The sequence below is a fragment of the Ornithinibacillus californiensis genome, assembly GCF_001038485.1.
GTDB lineage: Bacteria > Bacillota > Bacilli > Bacillales > Amphibacillaceae > Ornithinibacillus > Ornithinibacillus californiensis.
Genome location: NZ_LDUE01000050.1, coordinates 50139 through 71078, shown reverse-complemented (window position 1 = coordinate 71078; position 20940 = coordinate 50139). Strand labels below are relative to the sequence as shown.

The following is a 20940-nucleotide window of genomic DNA, read 5'->3' as shown; positions in this document are numbered from 1 at the left end:
AAGCATTCGAGGAGGAAATCAACATGCCAAAAATGAAAACCCACAGAGGTTCTGCTAAACGTTTTAAGAGAACTGGTTCTGGAAAAGTAAAAAGATCACATGCATACACAAGCCATATGTTTGCTCATAAATCTCAAAAGCAAAAGCGTAAATTACGTAAAGGTACACTAGTATCTGCTGGTGACTTCAAGCGTATCAAAGCAATGCTTCCTAAATAAGAAGTATTAATCACGTAACTAGCAATCATCAAACAAAACTATAACTAAATTGACATATATTGAGTCGTATTAGGAGGGAATTACTATGCCACGTGTTAAAGGTGGAACAGTTACGCGCGCACGTCGTAAACGCGTACTTAAATTAGCTAAAGGTTATTATGGTTCAAAGAGAACTTTATTTAAAACAGCAAAACAACAAGTAATGAAATCAGGTCAATATGCTTATCGTGACCGTAAGAATAAAAAACGTGAATTCCGCAAGCTTTGGATTGCACGTATCAATGCTGCAGCACGTATGAACGATCTTTCTTATAACAAACTAATGCACGGTTTAAAATTAGCAGGTATCGAAATCAACCGTAAAATGCTTTCTGATCTTGCTATCAATGATGCACAAGCATTTGCTCAACTAGCTGAAAAAGCTAAAACAGCATTAAACAACTAAGATGAGGTAATGAGGGGACTTCCCCTCAGACCTCATTTTTTTTCTATGTAAGAGGATAATATTACTTGTAGGTTTGTTTCATTTTAAAAAATGATTGCTCTGAGTGGCTAGGATACACGGAGACTACTTGAAAAGAAAAACACTTTTTCTGCGTGCGATGTTTCGCTGCCGAAGCGTTCCTTGGGCCTGCGGTTACTCGGCCCACCGAAAACCACTGTCCTGCGGGAGGAAAGGCATTGGTTAGACCCCACAGATGCACCTGCGTCTGCTAGTATCACTTCGAAGCAGGCTTTCTCGGTGCAAGGCAGCTAAGAAGCATATTCAAGTAGTTGCCTGGCTCACCAGCCGCCCGCGGCAAGGCAGACACTGCGACGGTTTTTTCGAGCAGATGTCGCCCCTGTGCTGGAAGTAAAAGCGTAGTGTATCCTAGCCACGAGCATGGTAAGAAACAGCAATACTAAATGTATAATTACTTCATTATAAAAAGGGGATTAAAACGTTGGAACTTCTATATTACATAGGCTTTGCTAACCTACTAGGATTTGTACTAATGGGACTGGATAAAAAAAGAGCTCGAAATAACCAATGGCGTATTCCAGAGCGCACACTTTGGGGAGTCAGTATATTAGGTGGTGCCATAGGTTCTTATATCGGGATGAATACATTCCGTCATAAGACAAAGCATAATTCTTTTCGAATTGGAATGCCGTTACTGATTTTAGTTCATGTTGTACTATATGGTTATTTTTTCATGTCATAATAGCTCGTCTCTTGTCATATACATGTACCAGTAAGGCATGCTTTCATATCTATCGTATCATCTATTGAAGGAGGCGGCTTATGGAGTTATTCGGCAATTATATTATGGCCATTGTTCAAACAGGTGGATTATTTGCTCCATTATTATTTATACTTGTTCATTTACTCCGCCCGCTATTTTTTCTACCAGTAGTTTTTATTTGTGTTTCTGGTGGCATCTTGTTTGGGGTGTTTTATGGTGCTGTATACTCGATAATTGGGATTACATTGTCAAGTATCATTTTTTATATTTTTATTCAATGGATGCCAAAAACAGCAGAACGTTTTACCCGGATGAAGCAAAGGTTAATTGGTAAGCATACTGAATTGACGATGACACAAATTGCATTGTTGAGGCTTGTACCGTTCATTCACTTTCATTTATTATCTTTATGTTTAATTGAGATCACTTCTAATTTTAGAGACTATATGCGGTCATCTTTAGCAACCAATATCCCACTTGCATTGGTCTACACGTCTGTTGGTGGCTGGTTATCAAGCTTATCCCCAATGCATATCCTCGTATCCTTATCTGCATTACTCCTCTTAATCTATGCACTAAGACGTAAGGAAATCGTTATTAAATGGGAGGACTTCTTCCAAACAAGTACATGATAAGTGAAAGGCTTACGGGGAGGAATCCCCGTAAGCCTTTTTAATTAGTTAGTAACAATTTGTTAATGGGATGCTTCCAATTAATTTTCGCATGTGGATAGCGGATTAATAATTCCCTTTCCAAGAAATAAATATCTTCCCTTGATAAACCTTGTAATTCAATAGGATCGACTACTGTTACATGGATATCAACTATTTCAAAAGAGTTTTCTGTAGCCCCAACATATTTTTCTCCTTCAAACTGACAACCTTTATAAACAAAGCGAATATTCTTTTTGCTATTGTCCCGTTCGTCTAAATAATAAAAGCCTCTTGCTTCCTTCGCATTCTGTAGTAACCTTTGCGGATTGCGAAAATATTGTATAATAGAATAAACAAGCAATATAATAGCCGCTATAATTAAAATACGAAAAAGAAATACAATCATTACCATCGTCTCCTAAGATTGGGTTATTATATTGCAATACGTAATGGAAGTATACAAGGTTTCATAAATTATGTGAAAAAGATGTTACAAATGGAAAAAGGAGCATTTATATGAACTGGGAAACATTATTTAATATGCAAAAACAATTAGATTCTTATATTGAAGACAATCATAATTTATCGGATAGAGATTTATTTGATGATAAGTACTTAGCTTTATTAGTTGAGTTAGGTGAACTAGCAAATGAAACAAGATGTTTTAAGTTCTGGAGCAATAAGAAAAGAAGTGCTAGTGATGTGATTCTCGAAGAATACGTGGATGGGGTCCATTTCATTTTATCTTTGGGAATCGTAAAAGGCTTTATCTATAGCTCTACTAATCATAAAAGTTCTGAACAAACCGAAACAGAATTATTTAATGAGGTTTTTGAACGATGTATGGTGTTTAAAAATGATACAACACAGGCAAACTATAATCGTTTGTTTGCAAGTTATTTAATACTAGGTCAGAAACTAGGATTTAGTGAGGAAGATGTACATCGGGCTTATGTAAAGAAAAATGAAGTTAATTATGAACGTCAAAATAGTGGCTATTAATATTCAAATTTTACTTTACGCGTTATACTAAAACAATAAAATATTGGAGGTATACATATGGCTAAATTAGATGAGACATTATCCATGTTGAAGGATTTAACAGATGCAAAAGGGATCTCTGGTCATGAAAAAGAGGCAAGGGACGTTATGGAAAAATACATCACTCCTTATGCAGATGAAGTATTCGCAGATAATATTGGTAGCTTAATTGCAAAAAAAGTTGGGGATGAAAACGGACCAAAAATCATGGTTGCGGGCCACTTAGATGAAATTGGCTTCATGGTAACTAGAATTGATGATAAAGGTTTCGTTTACTTCCAAACAATCGGTGGCTGGTGGAGTCAAGTAATGCTATCACAGCGTGTAACAATCATGACTACAAAAGGTGATGTTACTGGAGTTATTGGTTCAAAACCACCACATATTCTTTCAGCAGCTGAACGTAAAAAACCAGTAGAAATTAAGGATATGTTTATTGATATAGGTGCAACAAGTAAAGAAGAAGCTGCTGAATTTGGTGTGAAACCAGGAGATTCTGTCGTACCATACTTTGAGTTTACGCCTATGAAAAATGATAAGTTATTACTAGCTAAAGCTTGGGATAACAGAATCGGTTGTGCGATTGCAATTGAGGTATTAAAGCAATTGAAAGGTGAAAATCATCCAAACGTTGTATATGGCGTAGGAACGGTACAAGAAGAGGTAGGTCTACGTGGTGCCAAAACTTCTGCACATGCAATCAAGCCTGATATTGGATTCGGTGTCGATGTTGGTATTGCTGGTGACACGCCTGGAATTAAAGAATCAGACGCCGATAGCAAAATTGGTAAAGGGCCACAACTAGTACTTTATGATGCATCAATGATCTCTCATAAAGGTGTCCGTGATCTAGTTGTCCAAACAGCGGAAGAAAATAATATTCCATTCCAATATGCATCCATTGCTGGTGGAGGAACTGACTCAGGTTCGATTCACTTAACAGCGAATGGAGTACCATCTCTTTCGATTACAATTGCTACACGTTACATTCATTCTCATGCAGGTATTCTTCACCGTGATGATTTTGAAAATGCAGTGAAACTAATTGTTGAAGTGATTAAGAAGCTTGATCGTGAAACTGTTAATGAAATATTTTTAGTATAAAATAAAAAAGGAGCTTGCAGGCAAGCTCCTTTTTTCTATGATTATTATGCCAAATAATTATTCATAACTTTTTTTACATAATTCTGTGTTTCTTCAAATGGAGGTATCCCTTGGTATTTATCTACATTACCAGGACCTGCATTATAGGCTGCTAGGGCAAGTTCGATATTACCGTTATATCTATCTAACATTTCACGTAAATATTTTGTTCCGCCATTTATGTTTTGAGCTGCATCATATGGATTTAAGACACCTAGCCCACGTGCAGTTGCAGGCATTAATTGCATTAAACCTTGTGCACCTGCACTACTCTTTGCATATGGATTATAGTTAGATTCCGTTTTAATGACGGAGTGTATTAATTTTTCATCAATACCGTACTTGCTGGCAGCCTCTGAAATATCCACACTATAGTCGTTTGGGAGAACTCGAGACCCACCTGGCTGAACAAGACCAGAGTTATAGATTAATGGTGAAGTCTGTATGGGTAAGTAGGTTTGCTTACTTGATGATGAGTCAGCACCGCCAAGTTTACTCTCTAGTATTTGTTTAAAAGCTATATCGACAATAGGTGAAAAACTAGAAAAAGAATTGTTGTTAGAATTAAGTATCGACATGGCTTGGTATTGCATGAGTTGTTGTAATTGTCTAATATCCACTAGTATCGCTCCTTATCGCAACTACTATTTTACTATAGAATCAGGAATAAATACTAGATTAATATTACATCCTTACCGGAATTCCGTAGAATTTCCTCGTAAAAAGTGTCATTCCCAATGCAGAATACCCTATCACATAGTTCATTAATCTCGTCCATATCATGAGAGGTATAAATAATCATACGGTTTTGTTCTTTGGCTAATTTTCTAAGATATGCCCCAATCTCCTTTTTAGACTTTAAATCAATTCCAACAGTCGGTTCATCTAAGAGAAGAAGGTCTGGGCTATGAATAAGTGTAATTGCAATATTTAATTTTCGTTTCATACCACCTGATAAGCTTTTGACTGGATCGTTCCACTTATCAAGATTCATTTCTAAACACAATTGTTTCAACTCATCTATGCTTTTCGATTGAAATGATAATTTTTCAAAGAATTGCATGTTTTCTTTAACGGATAGTTCTTCCCAAATAGCGATATCCTGTGGAACATAACCAATATGTTTCCTTACTGCCTTACGATTTTTTTTATAGGAAAGGTCGAATAGAGTAAGGCTACCATGATTTGGTTTATCAATAGTTGCTAACAATCTCAGTAAAGTTGATTTACCCGCTCCGTTTTCTCCAACAAGGCCAATGATTTCACCGGGGTTGACTGTAAAAGTAAGATTATCTAATATTTCATTTTTATCATAGCTTTTTGTAATTGCTTGTACGTTAAGCATTGGAAATCTCCTTTCGAAGTAGAGCTAAGGTAATACTAACCAAACCGATTTCATTCCACATAATTGTCATGTTCCCACTAATAAATGCATGAAGCGGATTAATGAAGTTCATTAGTGAATGTTGTGGAATAAAACCACTTATCGGAATGACAATACCGCTAATAATTGCTAAGAGTAGTACGATAATAATCGAAATACCATAATAAGAACTAATTCGCTGAAAGAGGTTTGCAATGCTAATAGATAGCATGCAAAGCATGATTCGAAAACTTAGTATTACAAAGACGAAACTTAGCGAGATGGTTTCATCAAGGAAAATGGTGAAAGCAGCTACAGCTAATAAGTCGAACAAGAATATTAGTAGGACATAAAGAATAATAACTTGTGAATAGTAGCTAAATAGAGATTTCTTAATAAATGTATATCGAGTAGAAACTGCTAAATTCTTCTCCCTAATAATCCAGTCTGATAAAAATAAGGTACTTAATAAACTTAAGATAGCCCATATTCCCCAGGCATTCCAAGAAAGAAGGGAAGGATTATCATCTGCCTGTTTCCCAGAAGAATAGGCGAACGCCGTATTAAGTAAGTTCTCATCGATTTGTTTTTGTTTACTCTGTTCGGTAATCTCATCCCATGTCCAAGGGTCAGTCCCCCCATACCGTTCATACATGGCTAGGATATAATTTGCAGCCTTTGCTCGTCCGGTTTCTTCTTGAACTAAGGAAACAATCATTTCTTTAATAGGTGAATAGGCAAATGAGAGTTCTGTTCGATAACTAGAAATGATATTATTTCGTTTGCCACTCAAGACAGCATCTTCAAATCCTTCGTGAATGATAAACACACTATCAAGCTCATGTTTTTCTAGCTCATAAAGGGCTCTATCATTAGATAATACATGAAGAAAAACAAGCTCTGAGGCTATGATGGAATCCACTAGTTCATTTGCTAATGCAGTTTCTTCCTCTAGAACAATCCCTACAGGAACCTTAGAATCCTCTTGAATGGCATTAGCAGATGTAATAAACAGAATCGTTCCAACAATAGGTAAGAGCAACCAAACCAGCATACTAATACTTTTCTTTTTCCATAACAGAAGACGTGTGTATAGTATATCCATCATGGCTTAACACGCTCCTTTACCATAGCAATTCCGACTGTAGCAAATACACCGATACCAACTGATAATAAAAGCGGGATATAGTCCACATAAACTCTGCCATTAAGTAATATTTCCTCTAACCAAAGGAATACTTGGAAAGAAAAAATATAGCTTAAATAATCTTGAATATACATCGGTAAATAAATATCAGGAATAATGGAGCCACTTGTAAGTAGTACAATCCCAGTAATAGTAATTTGAAGCAGTAAACGTATTTTCTGAGAATGGAAAATGATTTCCAGAATAGCTAGCGTGAATAAATAGTTAAGGGATAAAAATGCTAATAATATAATCAACCGATTAGTATTCCCCTGCAGTAAATCTATCTCTAGTACATTAATGAGTCCGATAAATAATATGATGCCTAAAATTAACGAAAAGATAAATGTCACAATCATTCTGCCAGTGAGCTGTTGAAGTTCGGTAACACCGTATAACATCATTCTGGTTTCAATCTGTTTTGATTGTTCCTTAAACAAATGTTGATAAATTGAAAATATCCAAATGATAAGTACGAAAAAGCCCGTTGCGATTCCGAAATATTTTTTAGGTGAAGTGGAAACATTATTTGATAATTCATTCTGATCGAGTATGTTGTCTTTACCTATGGCGTATAGAAGAAACTCGTTAAATTGTTCTTGGACAATTTGATTCCTCGTTTCTAAATCAATATCCAATTGTTTAGCGAAGTAATTAACTGTTAGGATATTTGCTTGCGAAGAACTAATATGTCTTGCTGCACTATCAACTAATTCTTTGATAAAGTAGCCTTCCATTTGTTTATTTGGATGACCAACTATGGTTACAACCACTGATTCTCCATTATATAATTTAGAAGTAAATTCTTCTGGGAAAAGTATATATGCTGCTAACTCATCTGAATCAATTTGTTGTTTAGCTTCTTCCTCAGAATATCGTTTCATATGTAAAAAATTACCTAGCTGTGACGATTCCTCTAATAACCGAATAACCATTTCTGTTTCTTTAGATTGTTCTAAGTCTACCAAGCCAATTTGGATAGGTTCCTCTTCTAAATTGGAAAAGTACGCAACAAACATGAATGCAACTAGTCCTATTAACACAATTGGAAAAAGTAAAAGAAGAGGAAGTGATCGCCACTTCCTCCTAAGTTGCAAGAAATTATTTTTGGTGAATAGCGATACAAATTTTATGAATTGCATTATGTCCACCTACTCATTAGTCTAGCTACAGCGCCCAGCGACAAGCGAGACTTCCCTCGCCTCCGTACGATAAGTCAACATCGACTCCCTCCGGTCGCCGTGTTTCCTTTATCTCCTACGACTCAGTCCAGTCCGTAGTCGCTAACCGGGCGCTTCCGCTTTTGGGCTTAAAATCCAAATCCAATTATACCCATTAACCATTCTTCAAATTGAGGTGTAACTTCCGTTTCGAAGTATGTCATCAACTCTTCTAGTGACATGCTACCAATATCTTTTAGTTCATCATCACTTGGTAAGGTAACACTATCTGTTACTTTTGATTCTTTATCAATATATAAAACTACTAAATCATCCATAATATCATCACTAGATACGGTTAGTTCATGGGAAGAATTCATTTGGTCACCATTATATTCGGCATTACCAGACCAAATAAGGTCAAAAGTATAGCCAGTTTCATCTATAAGGGTGAAAGTACGTTTGAAATCTTTTTTACTATCATCTAATGTTTCATTAGATTCATAGATTACCTGTATATCCTCTATGGAAATTGTTAACTTATCTTGGATGTCACCATCATTATTTGAAAGCGTACCATCAAAGGACACGGATTGGTCAAGATCGTTTTCTACGACACCTAAATCATATTCGAATGCGATATCTGTTTTATCCTTACTTAGTTGACCAGTTACGTATAATGTTACTAATTGGTCTTCTGTAGGGCCCATTTGGATGGATAAATCACGCTTAACGATGATGTCGTCAGCAACCCAGATAGTTGATTTAAATCCTTCTGGAATCATCACATCATCAAGTCCATTAATAGCTTCTTGGATAGCAGTATCATAATCTTCCTCGAAATTAGGAATTTCTAAGTTAGCATTTTCACCTAAAACTAATGGGCCAGTACCTTGAGCTTGAAGGTACTCAATCATGATTTCCTTCAAACGCTTATCATCAGCCATTTTTGTTAAGGTGTCTTTTAAAATTTCCTTCACTTGTTCTTCTGTTAAATGGAAGGTAACTTTTTCTGTATCAACATTGTCACTTCCGATTTTTACCGTTTCATCTACGGATTCAAAAGCTTCTTCAGGTAAAGCTTCATAAAGACCTTTAACATACTCGTCCTCGATATACTTTGCATCTTCTTCTGCAATGACATTACCCTCGAAAAGCATATTTAAATCTAGTTTTTCTTCACCAGTGAATGTCATTGGATCTAGTTGGCTTAGTAGTTTTCCAAAGTCATCACCTTTAAGTTGTAGTATTTCATTTACAAATGGTAAGCCTAGCATCATCTCTTCAGATGTAAGATAGAAGTTAATGTCTTCAATAGTGAAGTTACCGAAGCTTCCTTTTAGTCCTGCAGTTGCAATTTTTTCTTCACGATCTAAGTTCGAAGTAATAGTAATTGTTGAGTTATTGATAATTTGCTCCGGTGTGATAGGACCAGTGGCTCCAGAAATCGGCATGTTTAGTTCGGCTGAAAGCTCATAAACATCTTCAATTGGATTTTCTAATCCTTTTTCAGACCACTCTAGTTCAGGAGCGTAGCGTTCTTCTAATTGTTCCGTAAGCATATCTAGCGTCTTTTTCTCGTAAATAAAATAACTAGCTTTTGGTGAATTAGTCTCAGTCAGAACAAATGCAGCTACACTTCCACCTACTAGTAAAACGACAGCTGCAATAATAATTGCTATTAACTTATTAGAGCCTTTCTTTTTCAGTCTTACTTCTTGATTGTTTTCTTCCATCAGTATTCCCCTTTCAAAAGTCCATACAAAAAAGTAAAAAATGTAACACATTCATTGTATAACACCAAGAATAAAAAGAGTCAATTTATTTTCCAAATGATGTATTTTATTTAAAATGAGCATTAATACCTAGTTATTGTTGCGTGAAAAAATAGATTTATAGTTCTCTTGGCTTATTATTATATAACTACTTGTACTAAAAAAATGTAGTTAGTTAAATATATTAGACATGCTTAGGTGAAATGACTCATTTTTAGGCAAAATTAAAGAAGGTATCGTCACGATACCTTCTTCATTACTTAGCTACCTGGAGTAGCACTTTTAACACCTTGCTCTAAAGCTTCGATCATCTCTTGCTTTTCCTGATCATCCGATTGATTCCAAATTAATTCAAATAGTACACCAAGACCAGGTAACATCTTCTCTTCACCAGATTGAATTGCATCCACTATAGTTGCTTCCAACTGATTCTGATCATTATTAGAGATATTGGATAAGATTGCATTACGTAAATTTAAATTCAAAAAATCACCCCTTATTTGTAATAAACTATGGATAGTTTGACCAGTTTAGGATTAAATATGTATGATGGAAAGAAGAATAAAAATAAGGAATGAAGAATTTGCTAACATCAGTCAAAAACGACAAAGTAAAAGGTTGGAAAAAACTACATACCAAAAAAGATCGTGAAAAAACAGGGACATTCTTAATTGAAGGATTTCATCTAATCGAAGAAGCAATTAAAAGTAAATGGAAGATTGATGAGATAATTCTCCAGGAAGGTGTAGAATCACCCAATTGGTCAAGTGATATTAAAATCGTAGAAGTGTCTGAAAATGTATTTCAACATATTACGCAAACGAAAACACCACAAGGAATTGCTGCAGTAGTTCAATATAAGAAGATGGAGAATGTTATAGGTAAATATGTGCTGTTACTTGACCGAGTACAGGATCCAGGAAATTTAGGTACCATCATAAGAACCGCAGATGCAGCTGGTTTTGATGCTGTAATTTTAGGTGATGGAACAGTTGATGTGTACAATGATAAAGTAATCCGATCAACACAAGGATCTATATTCCATATCCCTATCCTGCAAGATAACCTGACAAAGCGAATCCCAGAATTAAAAATGGATGGATTCCATATCTGGGCAAGTGCACTCACCAATTCGAAAGATTATCATACTGTAAAATCTAACTCTAAAGTTGCATTAATATTAGGCAACGAAGGGTCAGGAATTCAAACAGAAATATTAGAACAAGCAGATGAAATTGTGAAGATCCCCATTTATGGTAAGGCAGAGTCGCTCAACGTCAGTATTGCAGCTGGAATTCTAATGTACCATATAAAAGGATAAGTCTTGCAAATGCTAGGCAAAATGACTATAATTTATTCTATATGTAAATAGTAAAAAGCTATGAAAGAGCGGTTAGCAGTTAAGTAATAGTATGCAGGGAAGAAACGCCTAAGACTGAGAGCGTTTCTACTATGGACTCGTTGACTTTCACTCTGGAGCTGACACTTGGACCTAATTATTAGTAAAGGTGTTCCGGATTAAATCCGTTATTTGAACTAAGTTGGGCACATGTCTGTGCCAACAAGGGTGGTACCGCGAAATCAAGCCTCGTCCCTTCTCATAGGGGATTGGAGGCTTTTTTTAATGGTCAAAAACAATAATATTTTAGGAGGTTAGAGCCATGCAAGAAGAATTAAAAGCCATACAGCAAGAAGCACTAGTAAAAGTGGAAGAAGTTAATGACTTAAAAGAATTACAAGCAATTAAAGTTGCATACTTAGGAAAAAAGGGCTCATTAACACAAGTGTTACGTGGAATGGGGAAATTAACTCCAGAAGAAAGACCAGTAATTGGAGAAGTTGCCAACCAAGTACGAGAAGCGATTACGAGCGCAATTGATACTAAGAATACTATTCTTGAAAATGCTGCATTAGAGGAAAAGCTTCAAAAAGAAGCAATTGATGTTACATTACCAGGTCGTCCTGTTAAAGTTGGTGGTCCACACTTACTAACTAAAGTAATAGAGGAAATTGAGGACCTATTTATCGGGATGGGATATGAAGTGCGTGAAGGTCCTGAAGTAGAAACCGATTACTTTAATTTCGAAGCATTGAATTTACCAAAGGATCATCCAGCACGCGATATGCAAGATTCCTTTTATATCACAAACGAACTCTTATTAAGAACCCACACTTCTCCAGTACAAGCTCGTACGATGCAGGAGTATAACGGTGAAAAAGGTTTTAAAATGATTTGTCCTGGTAGAGTGTATCGACGAGATACGGATGACGCAACACACTCTCACCAATTTACTCAAATCGAGGGATTATACGTGGATAAAGATGTGAAAATGAGTGACTTAAAAGGTGTTCTAAATGTATTTGCGAAGAAAATGTTTGGAGAAGATCGTAAAATCCGCTTACGTCCAAGCTTTTTCCCATTCACAGAGCCTTCCGTAGAAATGGACATTTCTTGTAAGGTATGTGATGGACATGGATGTTCCGTATGTAAAGGAACTGGTTGGATTGAGATTTTAGGTGCTGGAATGGTTCATCCGAATGTATTAGAAATGGGTGGATATGATCCAAAAGTTTATTCCGGATTCGCATTTGGAATGGGCCCTGAGCGAATTGCGATGTTGAAATATGGTGTGAACGATATTCGTCAGTTCTATTTAAATGATCAGAGGTTCCTAAAACAATTCCACCAAGCATAAGGAGGGTAAAAAAATGTTAGTTTCATTAAACTGGTTAAAAAATTATGTTGATATAGATGGTATAAGTCCAGAAGAACTTGCAGAGAAGGTAACGAAATCTGGAATTGAAGTAGATAATGTGGAGTATATTGCTCAGCAAAGCAACAATGTTGTCATTGGTTATGTAGAAACTTGTGAAAAGCATCCAAATGCAGATAAGTTAAACCTCTGTCAGGTTAACGTTGGGGAAGAAACTTTACAAATAATCTGTGGTGCCCCAAATATTCGCGCGGGACAGAAAGTAGCTGTCGCAAAACCAGGTGCAGTATTACCAGGTAACTTCAAAATTAAAAAGGCAAAATTACGTGGGGTAGAATCAAATGGTATGATTTGCTCCTTACAAGAACTTGGTTTTAACGAAAAACATATTCCGAAAGAATTTACAGAAGGTATCTATGTATTCCCTGAAGACGCACCAATTGGAGAAAGTGTGGACACACTTTTAAATGCAAATGATGCTGTTTTAGAGTTTGACTTAACTCCAAACCGTGCAGATGCTTTAAGTATGTTAGGTGTTGCTTATGAAGTAGGAGCTTTATTAGATAAATCCATTAATCTTCCTAGTGAAGAAGTGAATGTTTCCAGTGAAAAAGCAGCTGATTATATTTCTGTTAAGGTAGAGGACGAATCGTTAAATCCATACTACGGCGCATTTGTTATTAAAGATGTTGAAATTAAATCATCTCCTTTATGGATGCAAAACTACCTACTAGCAGCTGGCATTCGTCCAATCAATAATGTAGTCGATATTACCAACTATGTACTATTGGAATACGGTCAGCCATTACATGCATTTGATTATGATCGTCTAGGTTCGAAAGAGATTGTCGTTCGTTCCGCAAAACAAGATGAAAAGATTGTAACACTTGATGATGTAGAACGTACATTAACACCGGAAAATCTGTTAATTACAAATGGTAAAGATCCAATTGCACTAGCAGGGGTAATGGGTGGTGCTGATTCAGAAGTAACAGGTGAAACGAAGAATATTCTATTAGAAGCTGCATTCTTTAATTCCATTTCAATTCGTAAGACAGTAAAAGCCACCGGTCTTCGCAGTGAAGCAAGCACTCGTTACGAAAAAGGAATTGACCCTAACCGTGTGAAACGTGCCGGATTACGTGCATGTCATTTATTAGAACAATATGCAGGTGGTAAAGTTCTTGATGGCGTTGTTGAATTTGATAAATTAGATCGCACAGAAAAAACTGTAGAAATAAATACGAATACGATTAATAGTCGATTAGGTACAGAAATCTCTACTGATGAAATTGCTAAGATTTTGGATAGACTTTCATTTAATTATGAACGTGAAGGTGAAAGTTTTACAGTATTTGCGCCAACTCGACGTCAGGATATTACTATTTTTGAAGATATGTTAGAGGAAGTAGCAAGAATTTACGGATATGATAATTTACCGTTTACGTTACCTACAGGTGCTTCCACTGCAGGTGGATTAACTAAGAGACAGAGCTTGCGACGTTCGGTGAAGAATTATCTAGAAGGTGTCGGTTTGATGGAGACGAGAACTTACTCTCTAACAAGCGATACGTTCATAAAAAAGCTAGTTAGTCCTGAAATACTAACGCTAAACCCGGAACCGATTAGTCTAGCCATGCCAATGAGTGAAGAACATAAATACTTACGTTTAAGTGTATTGCCCGAGCTATTAAAAACGGTAAGCTACAATCTTGCAAGAAACCAATCTAACATAAGCCTGTACGAAATTGGTTCCATTTTTATCACAGATGAAAAAGAATTAACAAAACAACCAGATGAACAATTGCGTTTATCAGGGGTACTTACTGGAAAATGGTTAGAACATCTATGGCAGCAGGAAAGTAAAAAGGTTGATTTCTATGTAGTTAAAGGAATTGTGGAAGGCTTATTTGAGCATTTAGAATTACCTTTAACTGTAAAACAGACTAAACTAGCGGATATGCACCCAGGTCGTACGGCTGCTATTCTGTTAAATGGGAAAGAGATTGGTTTCATAGGTCAACTACACCCAGCTCTTGAAAAAGAGATGGACTTAAAAGAAACATATGTATTTGACATCAATATGGAGGCCGTATTAGATACCCATAACCATGTCCCAAGTTATACACAAATCCCTAGATATCCATCCGTCACCCGAGACATAGCATTCATATTGGTTAATGAAGTCAACGCTGGGGATGTAAAGACGACAATTGAAGAAGTAGGCGCACCACTTGTGAAACAAGTTCAAGTATTTGACTTATACAAAGGGGAGAACTTACCAGAGGGTAAGAAATCCGTAGCGTATAGCTTACTATATCAAGATCCTGAAAAGACATTGGTGGATGAAGAAGTAGAAAGTTCTTATCAAAAAGTTATAGAAGCAGTAAATGAAAAGCATGGTGCATATGTAAGGGCTTAAAGAACAATTTGAATATTATCTGGATTTGAGTCGCAAAGTCAATGCAATTGGCTTTGCGGCCTTTTTTGTAAATTAAAATAATAATTGGAGTTGAACTAGAAAAGGTATAACAACAGTTAGAATATTATGATAGAATAGAAAAAGCGAAAAATGTAAAATATTACATTAAGAGTTATAAAAATAATAGGAAATATAAAAAGGGATGGCGCTATGGTAATTTCTGCTATCATTTTTGGTTGGATTAGTGTTTTGATTTTTTTTATTATTCTATTTACTTACAAAAAACTAATTGATAATAATGAATATGCATTTTTACATATACTTATGGCTGTTATGTACTCGCTTTGGCTTCCCTTGCCAGTAACCTTATTTTATGTAGCAGATTCACAAGTTTTATTAATTGGTACTATTTTTGGGATTGCTTATATTAGTATGTTAATCATATCGTTGAGTTTGCAAACTGGTCATATTATTTTCTTACTAAAACAAAACCAAGATAATGCTATCTCCGAACAACATGGGTCTTATATGATGGCAACACTGTCTAATCCTTTTGAAGGATTATTAGGTATATTTAAGAGTATATGGGCATTTTACTTAGCCTTAACATTTTGGGCGAGTGAAGAAACCATGTTTGCTAGTTTAATAACTATACATAGTTTATTTCTTATTTATTATCTCTTTATAGTACTTGATGCTAGTTTGATGAAACGCATTAAGCTAATTTCAAGCGTAAAGTCGAATCCGTTCGTAGTTAATCTCGAAACCTTGCTATTCTTTTTAATACTGATGGTATACGTTACATTTTATTAAATATATCAGAAAGAGGTGTATCTAAAGGGAAATGAAATACCAACCGTACATCATCTCAATATCGGCTGTATCTGGTGGAGGCAAAACAACGATTGCTAAACAATTAAATAAAAAATTAGGTAAATCTAAGGTGTTAAATTTCGATGATTACGATTTCCAAGGTCCTGATGATATTGTCGATTGGGTTGAAAGAGGAGCGGATTATGATGAATGGGATTTGACACCATTCACTAATGATATAGAAATGTTATGTGAGGGTCCTGTTAAATATATTATTTTGGATTACCCTTTTTCACGGAAACATACTCAAGTAGGTAGATTGATTAATCTATCTATATTTATTGATACGCCTCTTGATGTTGCGCTTGCTCGTCGAATAAATAGAGATTTTGAACAAAGGACAAGCGAAGAAATCTTGCAAGGTACGCAGTATTATATTTCACATGGTAGAAAAGGGTATCTAGAAATGCTATCTTCCATTAAACCAAATAGCGATGTAATTTTCGATGGAAGTCAGCCTGTACAGGATATTGTAGATGGTATCATAAATGTTATTAAACAATTAAACAATGAGGTGAGTTAAAATGGGATATATCGAAGAAATTAGAGAATTAGTTGGCAATCAACCATTAATATTAGTTGGAACAGCAGTAGGAGTCATTAATGATAAAGGAGAGATTCTGCTTCAAAAGAGAAGAGATGGTAGTTGGGGCGTTCCTGGAGGATTTTTGGACTTAGGGGAGTCTGCACAAGAAGCAGGGAGAAGAGAAGTACTAGAGGAAACAGGAATAGAAATTGGTGAAATGGAATTAATTACAGTGCTCTCTGGAAAAGAGTATTTTGTTACATTACCAAATGGAGATCAGTTTTATCCAGTAACCATAGCCTATATGAGTAGAGATATTAAAGGCGGAGAGTTAAAAGCTGATGGGAACGAAACATTGGAAGCAAAGTTCTTTAAGCAAAGTGAATTACCAGAATCACTTAATCCGATGATAAAGAATATGATTTATTCACTAGCAAGATAACTCAACCTATCAGCCAGTTGACTTAACTACAAAGATGACCATGTTCCTGAAAAAGTTAAGAGATTATTGTATGGAGGTGAATCTCAGTGAGTGAGTTGGATATTCAATTTACTAATAGGATGAATAGCATTCTGAAACGAGCAGAACAAGAAGCTACAGACTCTAAGGATGAAGTTATAACGCCAATACACTTATTTCTTGCTTGTTTACAAGAAAAGGGTGGGGCACTTGGAGAGCTCTCTTTAAAGATAGTTATGGATAGGAAAAAATTTAGGGATCAGATTAACATACATATAATCTCCCATTCTATTAAAAGTAATTACTTCAATATGCCAATTAATGAAGAGGTTGTTAGGGTATTTGATGTATCTATAGAATACATGAAACGGTACAATCAAGTTTACTTAAACGAAGGGCATTTATTGAAAGCGTTGATTGTCACAAATGTCTTAGATGATATTTTATCTGATGAAAGTAAACAAATTATTTTATCGATAGGAACAACTGGAAGGGACATGGCTACACATCTCGGTAGTTATGTATTTCCAGAAGTAAATTCAGATGGAATAAGAAAAGCAAACAAACGCGACGAAGAAGTATTAGTTAACTTTGTGGAAAGAAACTTCTCAACAGAATGGGCGCAGACTGTTAAAAGTGGATTTTTGACTAGTGCTCCTTCCTTGTATATAGCGGAGAATGAGGAAGAGCAAATAATTGGTTTTGCGGCTTACGATGTATACCTAGGAAAAAAAGGATATTTCGGTCCGATGGGTGTTATTACTTCAAACCGTAACCAGGGAACAGGGTATGCGTTACTTCATCATTGCCTAAGAGATATGAAAGAAATTGGCTACGAGTATGCAATTATTGGAGGAGCTGGTCCATTAGAATTCTACGAAAAAGCTTGTCATGCAGTAGTAATACCGCAGCCATAGACGAAGTGGAAAAGGGGATAACTATGCTAACATTTGCACTCATGCAACAGGATGAAATTAATCAGGTAGCTGAATTTATTTCGATTAGGAATAGAGTAGAAGAAAACCATATTGGTTATTGTGGTAAAGACACCTCAGAAATAGCTCAATACATAAAGGAAGAAATTCCTTATACGAATAGTTTTGTTACTGCATATTCTAAAGGACAATTAGTTGGAGTAATAGGATTTGATCCAGATATTGAAAGTGGCGTAGCAGAAGTCTGGGGACCGTTTATCGAAGAAGATCATTTATCAATCGTAGATGAATTGTGGGAAGAGATGATGAGGATACTTCCGAATGATATTAGCTCATTACATATGTTTCCAAATAAGAAAAATAGAACAGCGTATAAAATTGGTGAGAAGTATAAGTTCACTAAACATACCGATCAAGCCATTTTAGTTTTTAATAATAGTGATACTAGATTACTAGTGGAATCTCCGTTAGAGGAGTTAACTCCTGAGTATTATTCTGAAATGGAAAAACCATGATGAAACATTTCCAGGGACGTATTATTCAGGGAGACAAATCCTTGATAGGCTTAATGAACATCAGAAAGTCTTTATGATAACGGAAGGCCCAGAATTATTAGGCTATATCTATGTGGAGGCGGAGCCTGAGTTTGGTGAAGCAAATATAGAATTTTTCGGAGTCGATCAAGCAAAAAGAGGACAAGGAATAGGTAAACAACTTCTTTCAGGTGCTTTGAAGTGGTTATTCTCATTTGAGAGCATTACGTCTATTACACTGTGTGTAAGTGCTGAAAACCGAAATGCTATTGAGTTATATAAGAAGGTAGGATTTCAACTGGAACACGAATTATATTATTTCACAAAAGACATCAGGGAAAGAAGCAAGTCATGAAATACAGTTTCATAGAGAAAGTCCTTTTTCCTCCAACATATATTAACGATAGAAAGCTACGTAGTGAACTATATGGGAAAACGATTATCATTACAGGAGCAAGTTCTGGAATCGGTGAGCAATTAGCATTTTTATTAGGAAATTTGAATTGTCACTTAATTCTTGTGGCAAGAAGGCATGAAAAGTTACTAGAACTTCAAGAACAAATTCAAACAGCTAAAGTAGATATTTTCCCAGCTGACTTAAGAAACCCAGCAGAACGAAAAGACTTTCTTACGTTTATACATGAAACTCATGAAAAGATAGATATCTTTGTCAATAATGCAGGACTCTCGATTAAACGATCCATCTTTGATTCGCTAGATCGGTTTCATGATTTTGAGCGAACTATGGCAATCAATTACTTTGCTCCAGTTGATATGTTGCTAACCATTATTCCTTTCCTAGAGAATAGTAAAGGACAAATCATTAATGTTTCGACGATAAACACCTTATTAATTCCATTTCCTAGATTTGCTGCTTACCAAGCCTCCAAACAAGCATTTGATACTTGGCTGCAGTCAGCAATTCCAGAGTTGAACGATAAAGGAATACGAACTACCTCCATCTATCTGCCACTGGTAAGAACACCTATGATTAAACCTACTGCAAGTTATGAAAAGATGCCAGCTATGTCAGCTCATCATGCAGCAAAAGTGATCAGCAAGACTATGTATACAAGAAGAAGGCAGTTTAAGCCTTGGTATATAGGGTCTGGTCAATTAGCTTCCGTACTTTTTAGAGGAGTATGGGAAAGAGTGGGAAAGAAATTACTGCAAAAGAGGTGAGCTTGATTGAAATTGGTTAGGTTGGTGTATGTTTTATATAAAATTAAATTGCTATCCCCAGAACGATTATACATTTTTATAAAGTCGCTCATCCAATCAGGCTTTAACGTAATGACGTTATTAGAAGTTGCTGCGAGAAGATATCCAGATAAAATAGCAATCGTTGATGATAAAAGAACCATTACATATGCAGAATTATTAACTGAATCGAAACAATTAGCTAATTATTATTATCATCATTACCAGCTGCGAGCTGGCAGCAGAATTGGAATATTATGTAGAAATCATATCTCCCTTATTCAATCGATACTTGCAGTTTCTCGGGTAGGTGCTGATCTGTACTTATTAAATACAGAGAGAAGCAAGGAACAGTTGAAGGAATTCATGTCCGTGCAAAAGTTGGATGCATTAATAATGGATGCTGAATTTGATTCAATGATTGATGCTGATTATGCAGGAATTACGATCTTAAGTGAGGAAAGTAAAAATAGTGATATCGAGAAAATTCCTAGGTCCTCAAGTAGCAAAATTATTCTGCAAACAGGTGGGACAACAGGTAAACCAAAACAAGCTGGACATAAGCCGTCAATATTTAATTATATAAACCCTTTTTTGGCATTAATAAAACGTTTGAATCTCGTAGATTATCATACAGCTTTTATTAGCACCCCTATCTTTCATGGGTATGGCATTGCAGTTTTGTTACTGTTCATACCATTGGGTAAAAAGTGTATCATTACATCGAGATTTCATGTCGAGAGGGCTAGTTCCTTAATTAGACAGCATCAAGTTGAATTTATGACAGTAGTTCCTATTATGTTGGATCGAATGCTTAAATCTGATATAAAGGAATTGGAATCGTTACGTTGTATTGCCTCAGGTGGAGCGAGGCTAAGTCCTTCACTAGTACACAAAGCAGAGAGAAGTTTAGGAAGTGTACTGTACAACTTGTATGGTACATCTGAGGCGGGGCTAAATATCATCGCTACTCCGGAGGATCTAAACTATTCAGCGGAAACGGTAGGAAAGAAAATAAATGGTGTGAACTTGAAAATATTAGATGGATTTGATCAAGAGGTATCATCAGGAGTCATAGGCGAAATCTGTGTAAAAGGCACTTTATCAGGTCGGAGAAATAAAAATAAATGGATAAGAACTGGTGACTTAGGCTATCAAGATGAACATGGTTATTTCTTTTTATGTGGAAGAAGTGACGACATGATCATTTCTGGTGGTGAAAATGTCTATCCTTTTGATATTGAAAAAGTTCTTCTGGAGCATCCAGATATTAGAGATGCTGCTGTTATCGGTATGGAAGATGAAGCGTTCGGTCAGCGTTTAAAGGCTTTTGTAAAAACAACTACTTTATCTGAACACACTATACTGGAATGGTTACGACCGAGGATTGCGAGGTACCAGATGCCAAAAGAAATAGTTATTGTCGAAGATATCCCATATACTCCAGTTGGAAAGCCAGATAAGAAAAGATTAATTTAGAAATCGTCATTGGAAAATTTTCAGAGAAGGTAG

At 35.8% G+C, this 20940-nt stretch carries 24 protein-coding genes and 1 other annotated feature; of the genes, 17 read left to right on the top strand and 7 right to left on the bottom strand.

Features of this window, described 5'->3' with window-relative positions; translation table 11 throughout:
• The first annotated feature begins 23 nt into the window (after positions 1 to 23).
• From rpmI to TE34_RS11980, 4 genes are all read left to right on the top strand, one after another.
• The gene (gene rpmI / locus TE34_RS11995; RefSeq protein ID WP_047985056.1) at positions 24 to 218 is read left to right on the top strand and encodes a 50S ribosomal protein L35; all 195 of its coding nucleotides are present in this window, start codon (positions 24 to 26) and stop codon (positions 216 to 218) included.
• Between the two features lie 85 nt (positions 219 to 303).
• Positions 304 to 663, top strand: coding sequence for a 50S ribosomal protein L20 (rplT, locus tag TE34_RS11990; protein ID WP_047985055.1), 360 nt, complete (start codon positions 304 to 306; stop codon positions 661 to 663).
• Between the two features lie 499 nt (positions 664 to 1162).
• Positions 1163 to 1423, top strand: a complete 261-nt coding sequence (locus TE34_RS11985) for a DUF1294 domain-containing protein (protein ID WP_047985054.1) — start codon at positions 1163 to 1165, stop codon at positions 1421 to 1423.
• A gap of 80 nt (positions 1424 to 1503) precedes the next feature.
• The gene (locus TE34_RS11980; RefSeq protein WP_047985053.1) at positions 1504 to 2076 is read left to right on the top strand and encodes a TVP38/TMEM64 family protein; all 573 of its coding nucleotides are present in this window, start codon (positions 1504 to 1506) and stop codon (positions 2074 to 2076) included.
• A 40-nt stretch (positions 2077 to 2116) separates the two neighbouring features.
• On the opposite strand, the gene TE34_RS11975 is transcribed toward TE34_RS11980, so the two are convergent.
• Positions 2117 to 2503, bottom strand: coding sequence for a hypothetical protein (locus TE34_RS11975; protein ID WP_047985052.1), 387 nt, complete (start codon positions 2501 to 2503; stop codon positions 2117 to 2119).
• Between the two features lie 110 nt (positions 2504 to 2613).
• Between TE34_RS11975 and TE34_RS11970 the strand changes: the two genes are divergently transcribed.
• Both TE34_RS11970 and TE34_RS11965 read left to right on the top strand, forming a co-directional pair.
• Positions 2614 to 3099, top strand: coding sequence for a dUTP diphosphatase (locus TE34_RS11970; RefSeq protein WP_047985051.1), 486 nt, complete (start codon positions 2614 to 2616; stop codon positions 3097 to 3099).
• A 57-nt stretch (positions 3100 to 3156) separates the two neighbouring features.
• Positions 3157 to 4242 carry a M42 family metallopeptidase gene (locus tag TE34_RS11965; protein WP_047985050.1) on the top strand — a complete coding sequence of 362 codons (1086 nt, stop codon included), beginning with the start codon at positions 3157 to 3159 and terminating at the stop codon, positions 4240 to 4242.
• A 44-nt stretch (positions 4243 to 4286) separates the two neighbouring features.
• Here TE34_RS11965 and TE34_RS11960 read toward each other — a convergent pair whose 3' ends face one another.
• The 6 genes from TE34_RS11960 to sspI form a co-directional block, all read right to left on the bottom strand.
• Positions 4287 to 4901, bottom strand: a complete 615-nt coding sequence (locus TE34_RS11960; protein ID WP_047985049.1) for a lytic transglycosylase domain-containing protein — start codon at positions 4899 to 4901, stop codon at positions 4287 to 4289.
• Between the two features lie 53 nt (positions 4902 to 4954).
• The gene (locus TE34_RS11955; protein ID WP_047985048.1) at positions 4955 to 5626 is read right to left on the bottom strand and encodes an ABC transporter ATP-binding protein; all 672 of its coding nucleotides are present in this window, start codon (positions 5624 to 5626) and stop codon (positions 4955 to 4957) included.
• Positions 5619 to 6752, bottom strand: coding sequence for an ABC transporter permease (locus TE34_RS11950; RefSeq protein WP_047985047.1), 1134 nt, complete (start codon positions 6750 to 6752; stop codon positions 5619 to 5621). Before TE34_RS11950 ends, TE34_RS11955 begins: the two co-directional genes overlap by 8 nt.
• On the bottom strand, positions 6749 to 7972 hold the full coding sequence (locus TE34_RS11945) for an ABC transporter permease (protein ID WP_047985046.1): 1224 nt from the start codon (positions 7970 to 7972) through the stop codon (positions 6749 to 6751). The genes TE34_RS11950 and TE34_RS11945 overlap by 4 nt, the downstream gene beginning before the upstream one ends.
• Before the next feature lie 167 nt (positions 7973 to 8139).
• The gene (locus TE34_RS11940; RefSeq protein ID WP_047985045.1) at positions 8140 to 9726 is read right to left on the bottom strand and encodes a flagellar basal body-associated FliL family protein; all 1587 of its coding nucleotides are present in this window, start codon (positions 9724 to 9726) and stop codon (positions 8140 to 8142) included.
• A 299-nt stretch (positions 9727 to 10025) separates the two neighbouring features.
• Positions 10026 to 10250: a small acid-soluble spore protein SspI gene (gene sspI / locus TE34_RS11935; protein ID WP_047985044.1), complete on the bottom strand. Its 225-nt coding sequence runs from the start codon at positions 10248 to 10250 to the stop codon at positions 10026 to 10028.
• A 98-nt stretch (positions 10251 to 10348) separates the two neighbouring features.
• On the opposite strand from sspI, the gene TE34_RS11930 reads away from it, so the two are divergent.
• The 11 genes from TE34_RS11930 (at position 10349) to TE34_RS11885 (ending at position 20907) form a co-directional block, all read left to right on the top strand.
• A complete protein-coding gene (locus TE34_RS11930) occupies positions 10349 to 11086 on the top strand; it encodes a TrmH family RNA methyltransferase (RefSeq protein ID WP_047985043.1) in 738 nt (245 codons plus the stop codon).
• 51 nt (positions 11087 to 11137) lie between these two features.
• Positions 11138 to 11364, top strand: a binding site (T-box leader).
• A gap of 62 nt (positions 11365 to 11426) precedes the next feature.
• Positions 11427 to 12461: a phenylalanine--tRNA ligase subunit alpha gene (pheS, locus tag TE34_RS11925; protein ID WP_047985042.1), complete on the top strand. Its 1035-nt coding sequence runs from the start codon at positions 11427 to 11429 to the stop codon at positions 12459 to 12461.
• A 13-nt stretch (positions 12462 to 12474) separates the two neighbouring features.
• Complete coding sequence (pheT, locus tag TE34_RS11920; protein WP_047985041.1) at positions 12475 to 14901, top strand: phenylalanine--tRNA ligase subunit beta; 2427 nt, start codon at positions 12475 to 12477, stop codon at positions 14899 to 14901.
• A gap of 210 nt (positions 14902 to 15111) precedes the next feature.
• The gene (locus TE34_RS11915; RefSeq protein WP_047985040.1) at positions 15112 to 15714 is read left to right on the top strand and encodes a hypothetical protein; all 603 of its coding nucleotides are present in this window, start codon (positions 15112 to 15114) and stop codon (positions 15712 to 15714) included.
• Between the two features lie 31 nt (positions 15715 to 15745).
• Positions 15746 to 16297 (top strand): nucleoside/nucleotide kinase family protein, encoded by a 552-nt coding sequence (locus TE34_RS11910; RefSeq protein ID WP_047985039.1) that lies wholly within the window; start codon positions 15746 to 15748, stop codon positions 16295 to 16297.
• Position 16298: 1 nt separating this feature from the next.
• Positions 16299 to 16742: an NUDIX hydrolase gene (locus tag TE34_RS11905; protein WP_047985038.1), complete on the top strand. Its 444-nt coding sequence runs from the start codon at positions 16299 to 16301 to the stop codon at positions 16740 to 16742.
• Positions 16743 to 16828: 86 nt separating this feature from the next.
• Positions 16829 to 17677, top strand: coding sequence for a GNAT family N-acetyltransferase (locus TE34_RS11900; protein WP_236687152.1), 849 nt, complete (start codon positions 16829 to 16831; stop codon positions 17675 to 17677).
• A gap of 23 nt (positions 17678 to 17700) precedes the next feature.
• The gene (locus TE34_RS21495) at positions 17701 to 18210 is read left to right on the top strand and encodes a hypothetical protein (protein ID WP_236687151.1); all 510 of its coding nucleotides are present in this window, start codon (positions 17701 to 17703) and stop codon (positions 18208 to 18210) included.
• On the top strand, positions 18179 to 18583 hold the full coding sequence (locus TE34_RS21490; protein ID WP_330218314.1) for a GNAT family N-acetyltransferase: 405 nt from the start codon (positions 18179 to 18181) through the stop codon (positions 18581 to 18583). Before TE34_RS21495 ends, TE34_RS21490 begins: the two co-directional genes overlap by 32 nt.
• The gene (locus tag TE34_RS11890; protein WP_047985037.1) at positions 18580 to 19410 is read left to right on the top strand and encodes an SDR family NAD(P)-dependent oxidoreductase; all 831 of its coding nucleotides are present in this window, start codon (positions 18580 to 18582) and stop codon (positions 19408 to 19410) included. The genes TE34_RS21490 and TE34_RS11890 overlap by 4 nt, the downstream gene beginning before the upstream one ends.
• 6 nt (positions 19411 to 19416) lie before the next feature.
• A complete protein-coding gene (locus tag TE34_RS11885) occupies positions 19417 to 20907 on the top strand; it encodes an AMP-binding protein (RefSeq protein ID WP_201777696.1) in 1491 nt (496 codons plus the stop codon).
• Positions 20908 to 20940: the final 33 nt, after the last annotated feature.

Coding starts and splice junctions, on each gene's coding strand:
- pheS (WP_047985042.1), top strand. CDS start 11,427: ATGCAAGAAGAATTAAAAGCCATACAGCAAGAAGCACTAGTAAAAGTG.
- rpmI (WP_047985056.1), top strand. CDS start 24: ATGCCAAAAATGAAAACCCACAGAGGTTCTGCTAAACGTTTTAAGAGA.
- TE34_RS11915 (WP_047985040.1), top strand. CDS start 15,112: ATGGTAATTTCTGCTATCATTTTTGGTTGGATTAGTGTTTTGATTTTT.
- TE34_RS11970 (WP_047985051.1), top strand. CDS start 2,614: ATGAACTGGGAAACATTATTTAATATGCAAAAACAATTAGATTCTTAT.
- TE34_RS11945 (WP_047985046.1), bottom strand. CDS start 7,972: ATGCAATTCATAAAATTTGTATCGCTATTCACCAAAAATAATTTCTTG.
- TE34_RS11910 (WP_047985039.1), top strand. CDS start 15,746: ATGAAATACCAACCGTACATCATCTCAATATCGGCTGTATCTGGTGGA.
- TE34_RS11975 (WP_047985052.1), bottom strand. CDS start 2,503: ATGATTGTATTTCTTTTTCGTATTTTAATTATAGCGGCTATTATATTG.
- TE34_RS11940 (WP_047985045.1), bottom strand. CDS start 9,726: ATGGAAGAAAACAATCAAGAAGTAAGACTGAAAAAGAAAGGCTCTAAT.
- pheT (WP_047985041.1), top strand. CDS start 12,475: ATGTTAGTTTCATTAAACTGGTTAAAAAATTATGTTGATATAGATGGT.
- TE34_RS11955 (WP_047985048.1), bottom strand. CDS start 5,626: ATGCTTAACGTACAAGCAATTACAAAAAGCTATGATAAAAATGAAATA.
- TE34_RS11950 (WP_047985047.1), bottom strand. CDS start 6,752: ATGATGGATATACTATACACACGTCTTCTGTTATGGAAAAAGAAAAGT.
- TE34_RS11965 (WP_047985050.1), top strand. CDS start 3,157: ATGGCTAAATTAGATGAGACATTATCCATGTTGAAGGATTTAACAGAT.
- TE34_RS11905 (WP_047985038.1), top strand. CDS start 16,299: ATGGGATATATCGAAGAAATTAGAGAATTAGTTGGCAATCAACCATTA.
- TE34_RS21495 (WP_236687151.1), top strand. CDS start 17,701: ATGCTAACATTTGCACTCATGCAACAGGATGAAATTAATCAGGTAGCT.
- TE34_RS11890 (WP_047985037.1), top strand. CDS start 18,580: ATGAAATACAGTTTCATAGAGAAAGTCCTTTTTCCTCCAACATATATT.
- rplT (WP_047985055.1), top strand. CDS start 304: ATGCCACGTGTTAAAGGTGGAACAGTTACGCGCGCACGTCGTAAACGC.
- TE34_RS11980 (WP_047985053.1), top strand. CDS start 1,504: ATGGAGTTATTCGGCAATTATATTATGGCCATTGTTCAAACAGGTGGA.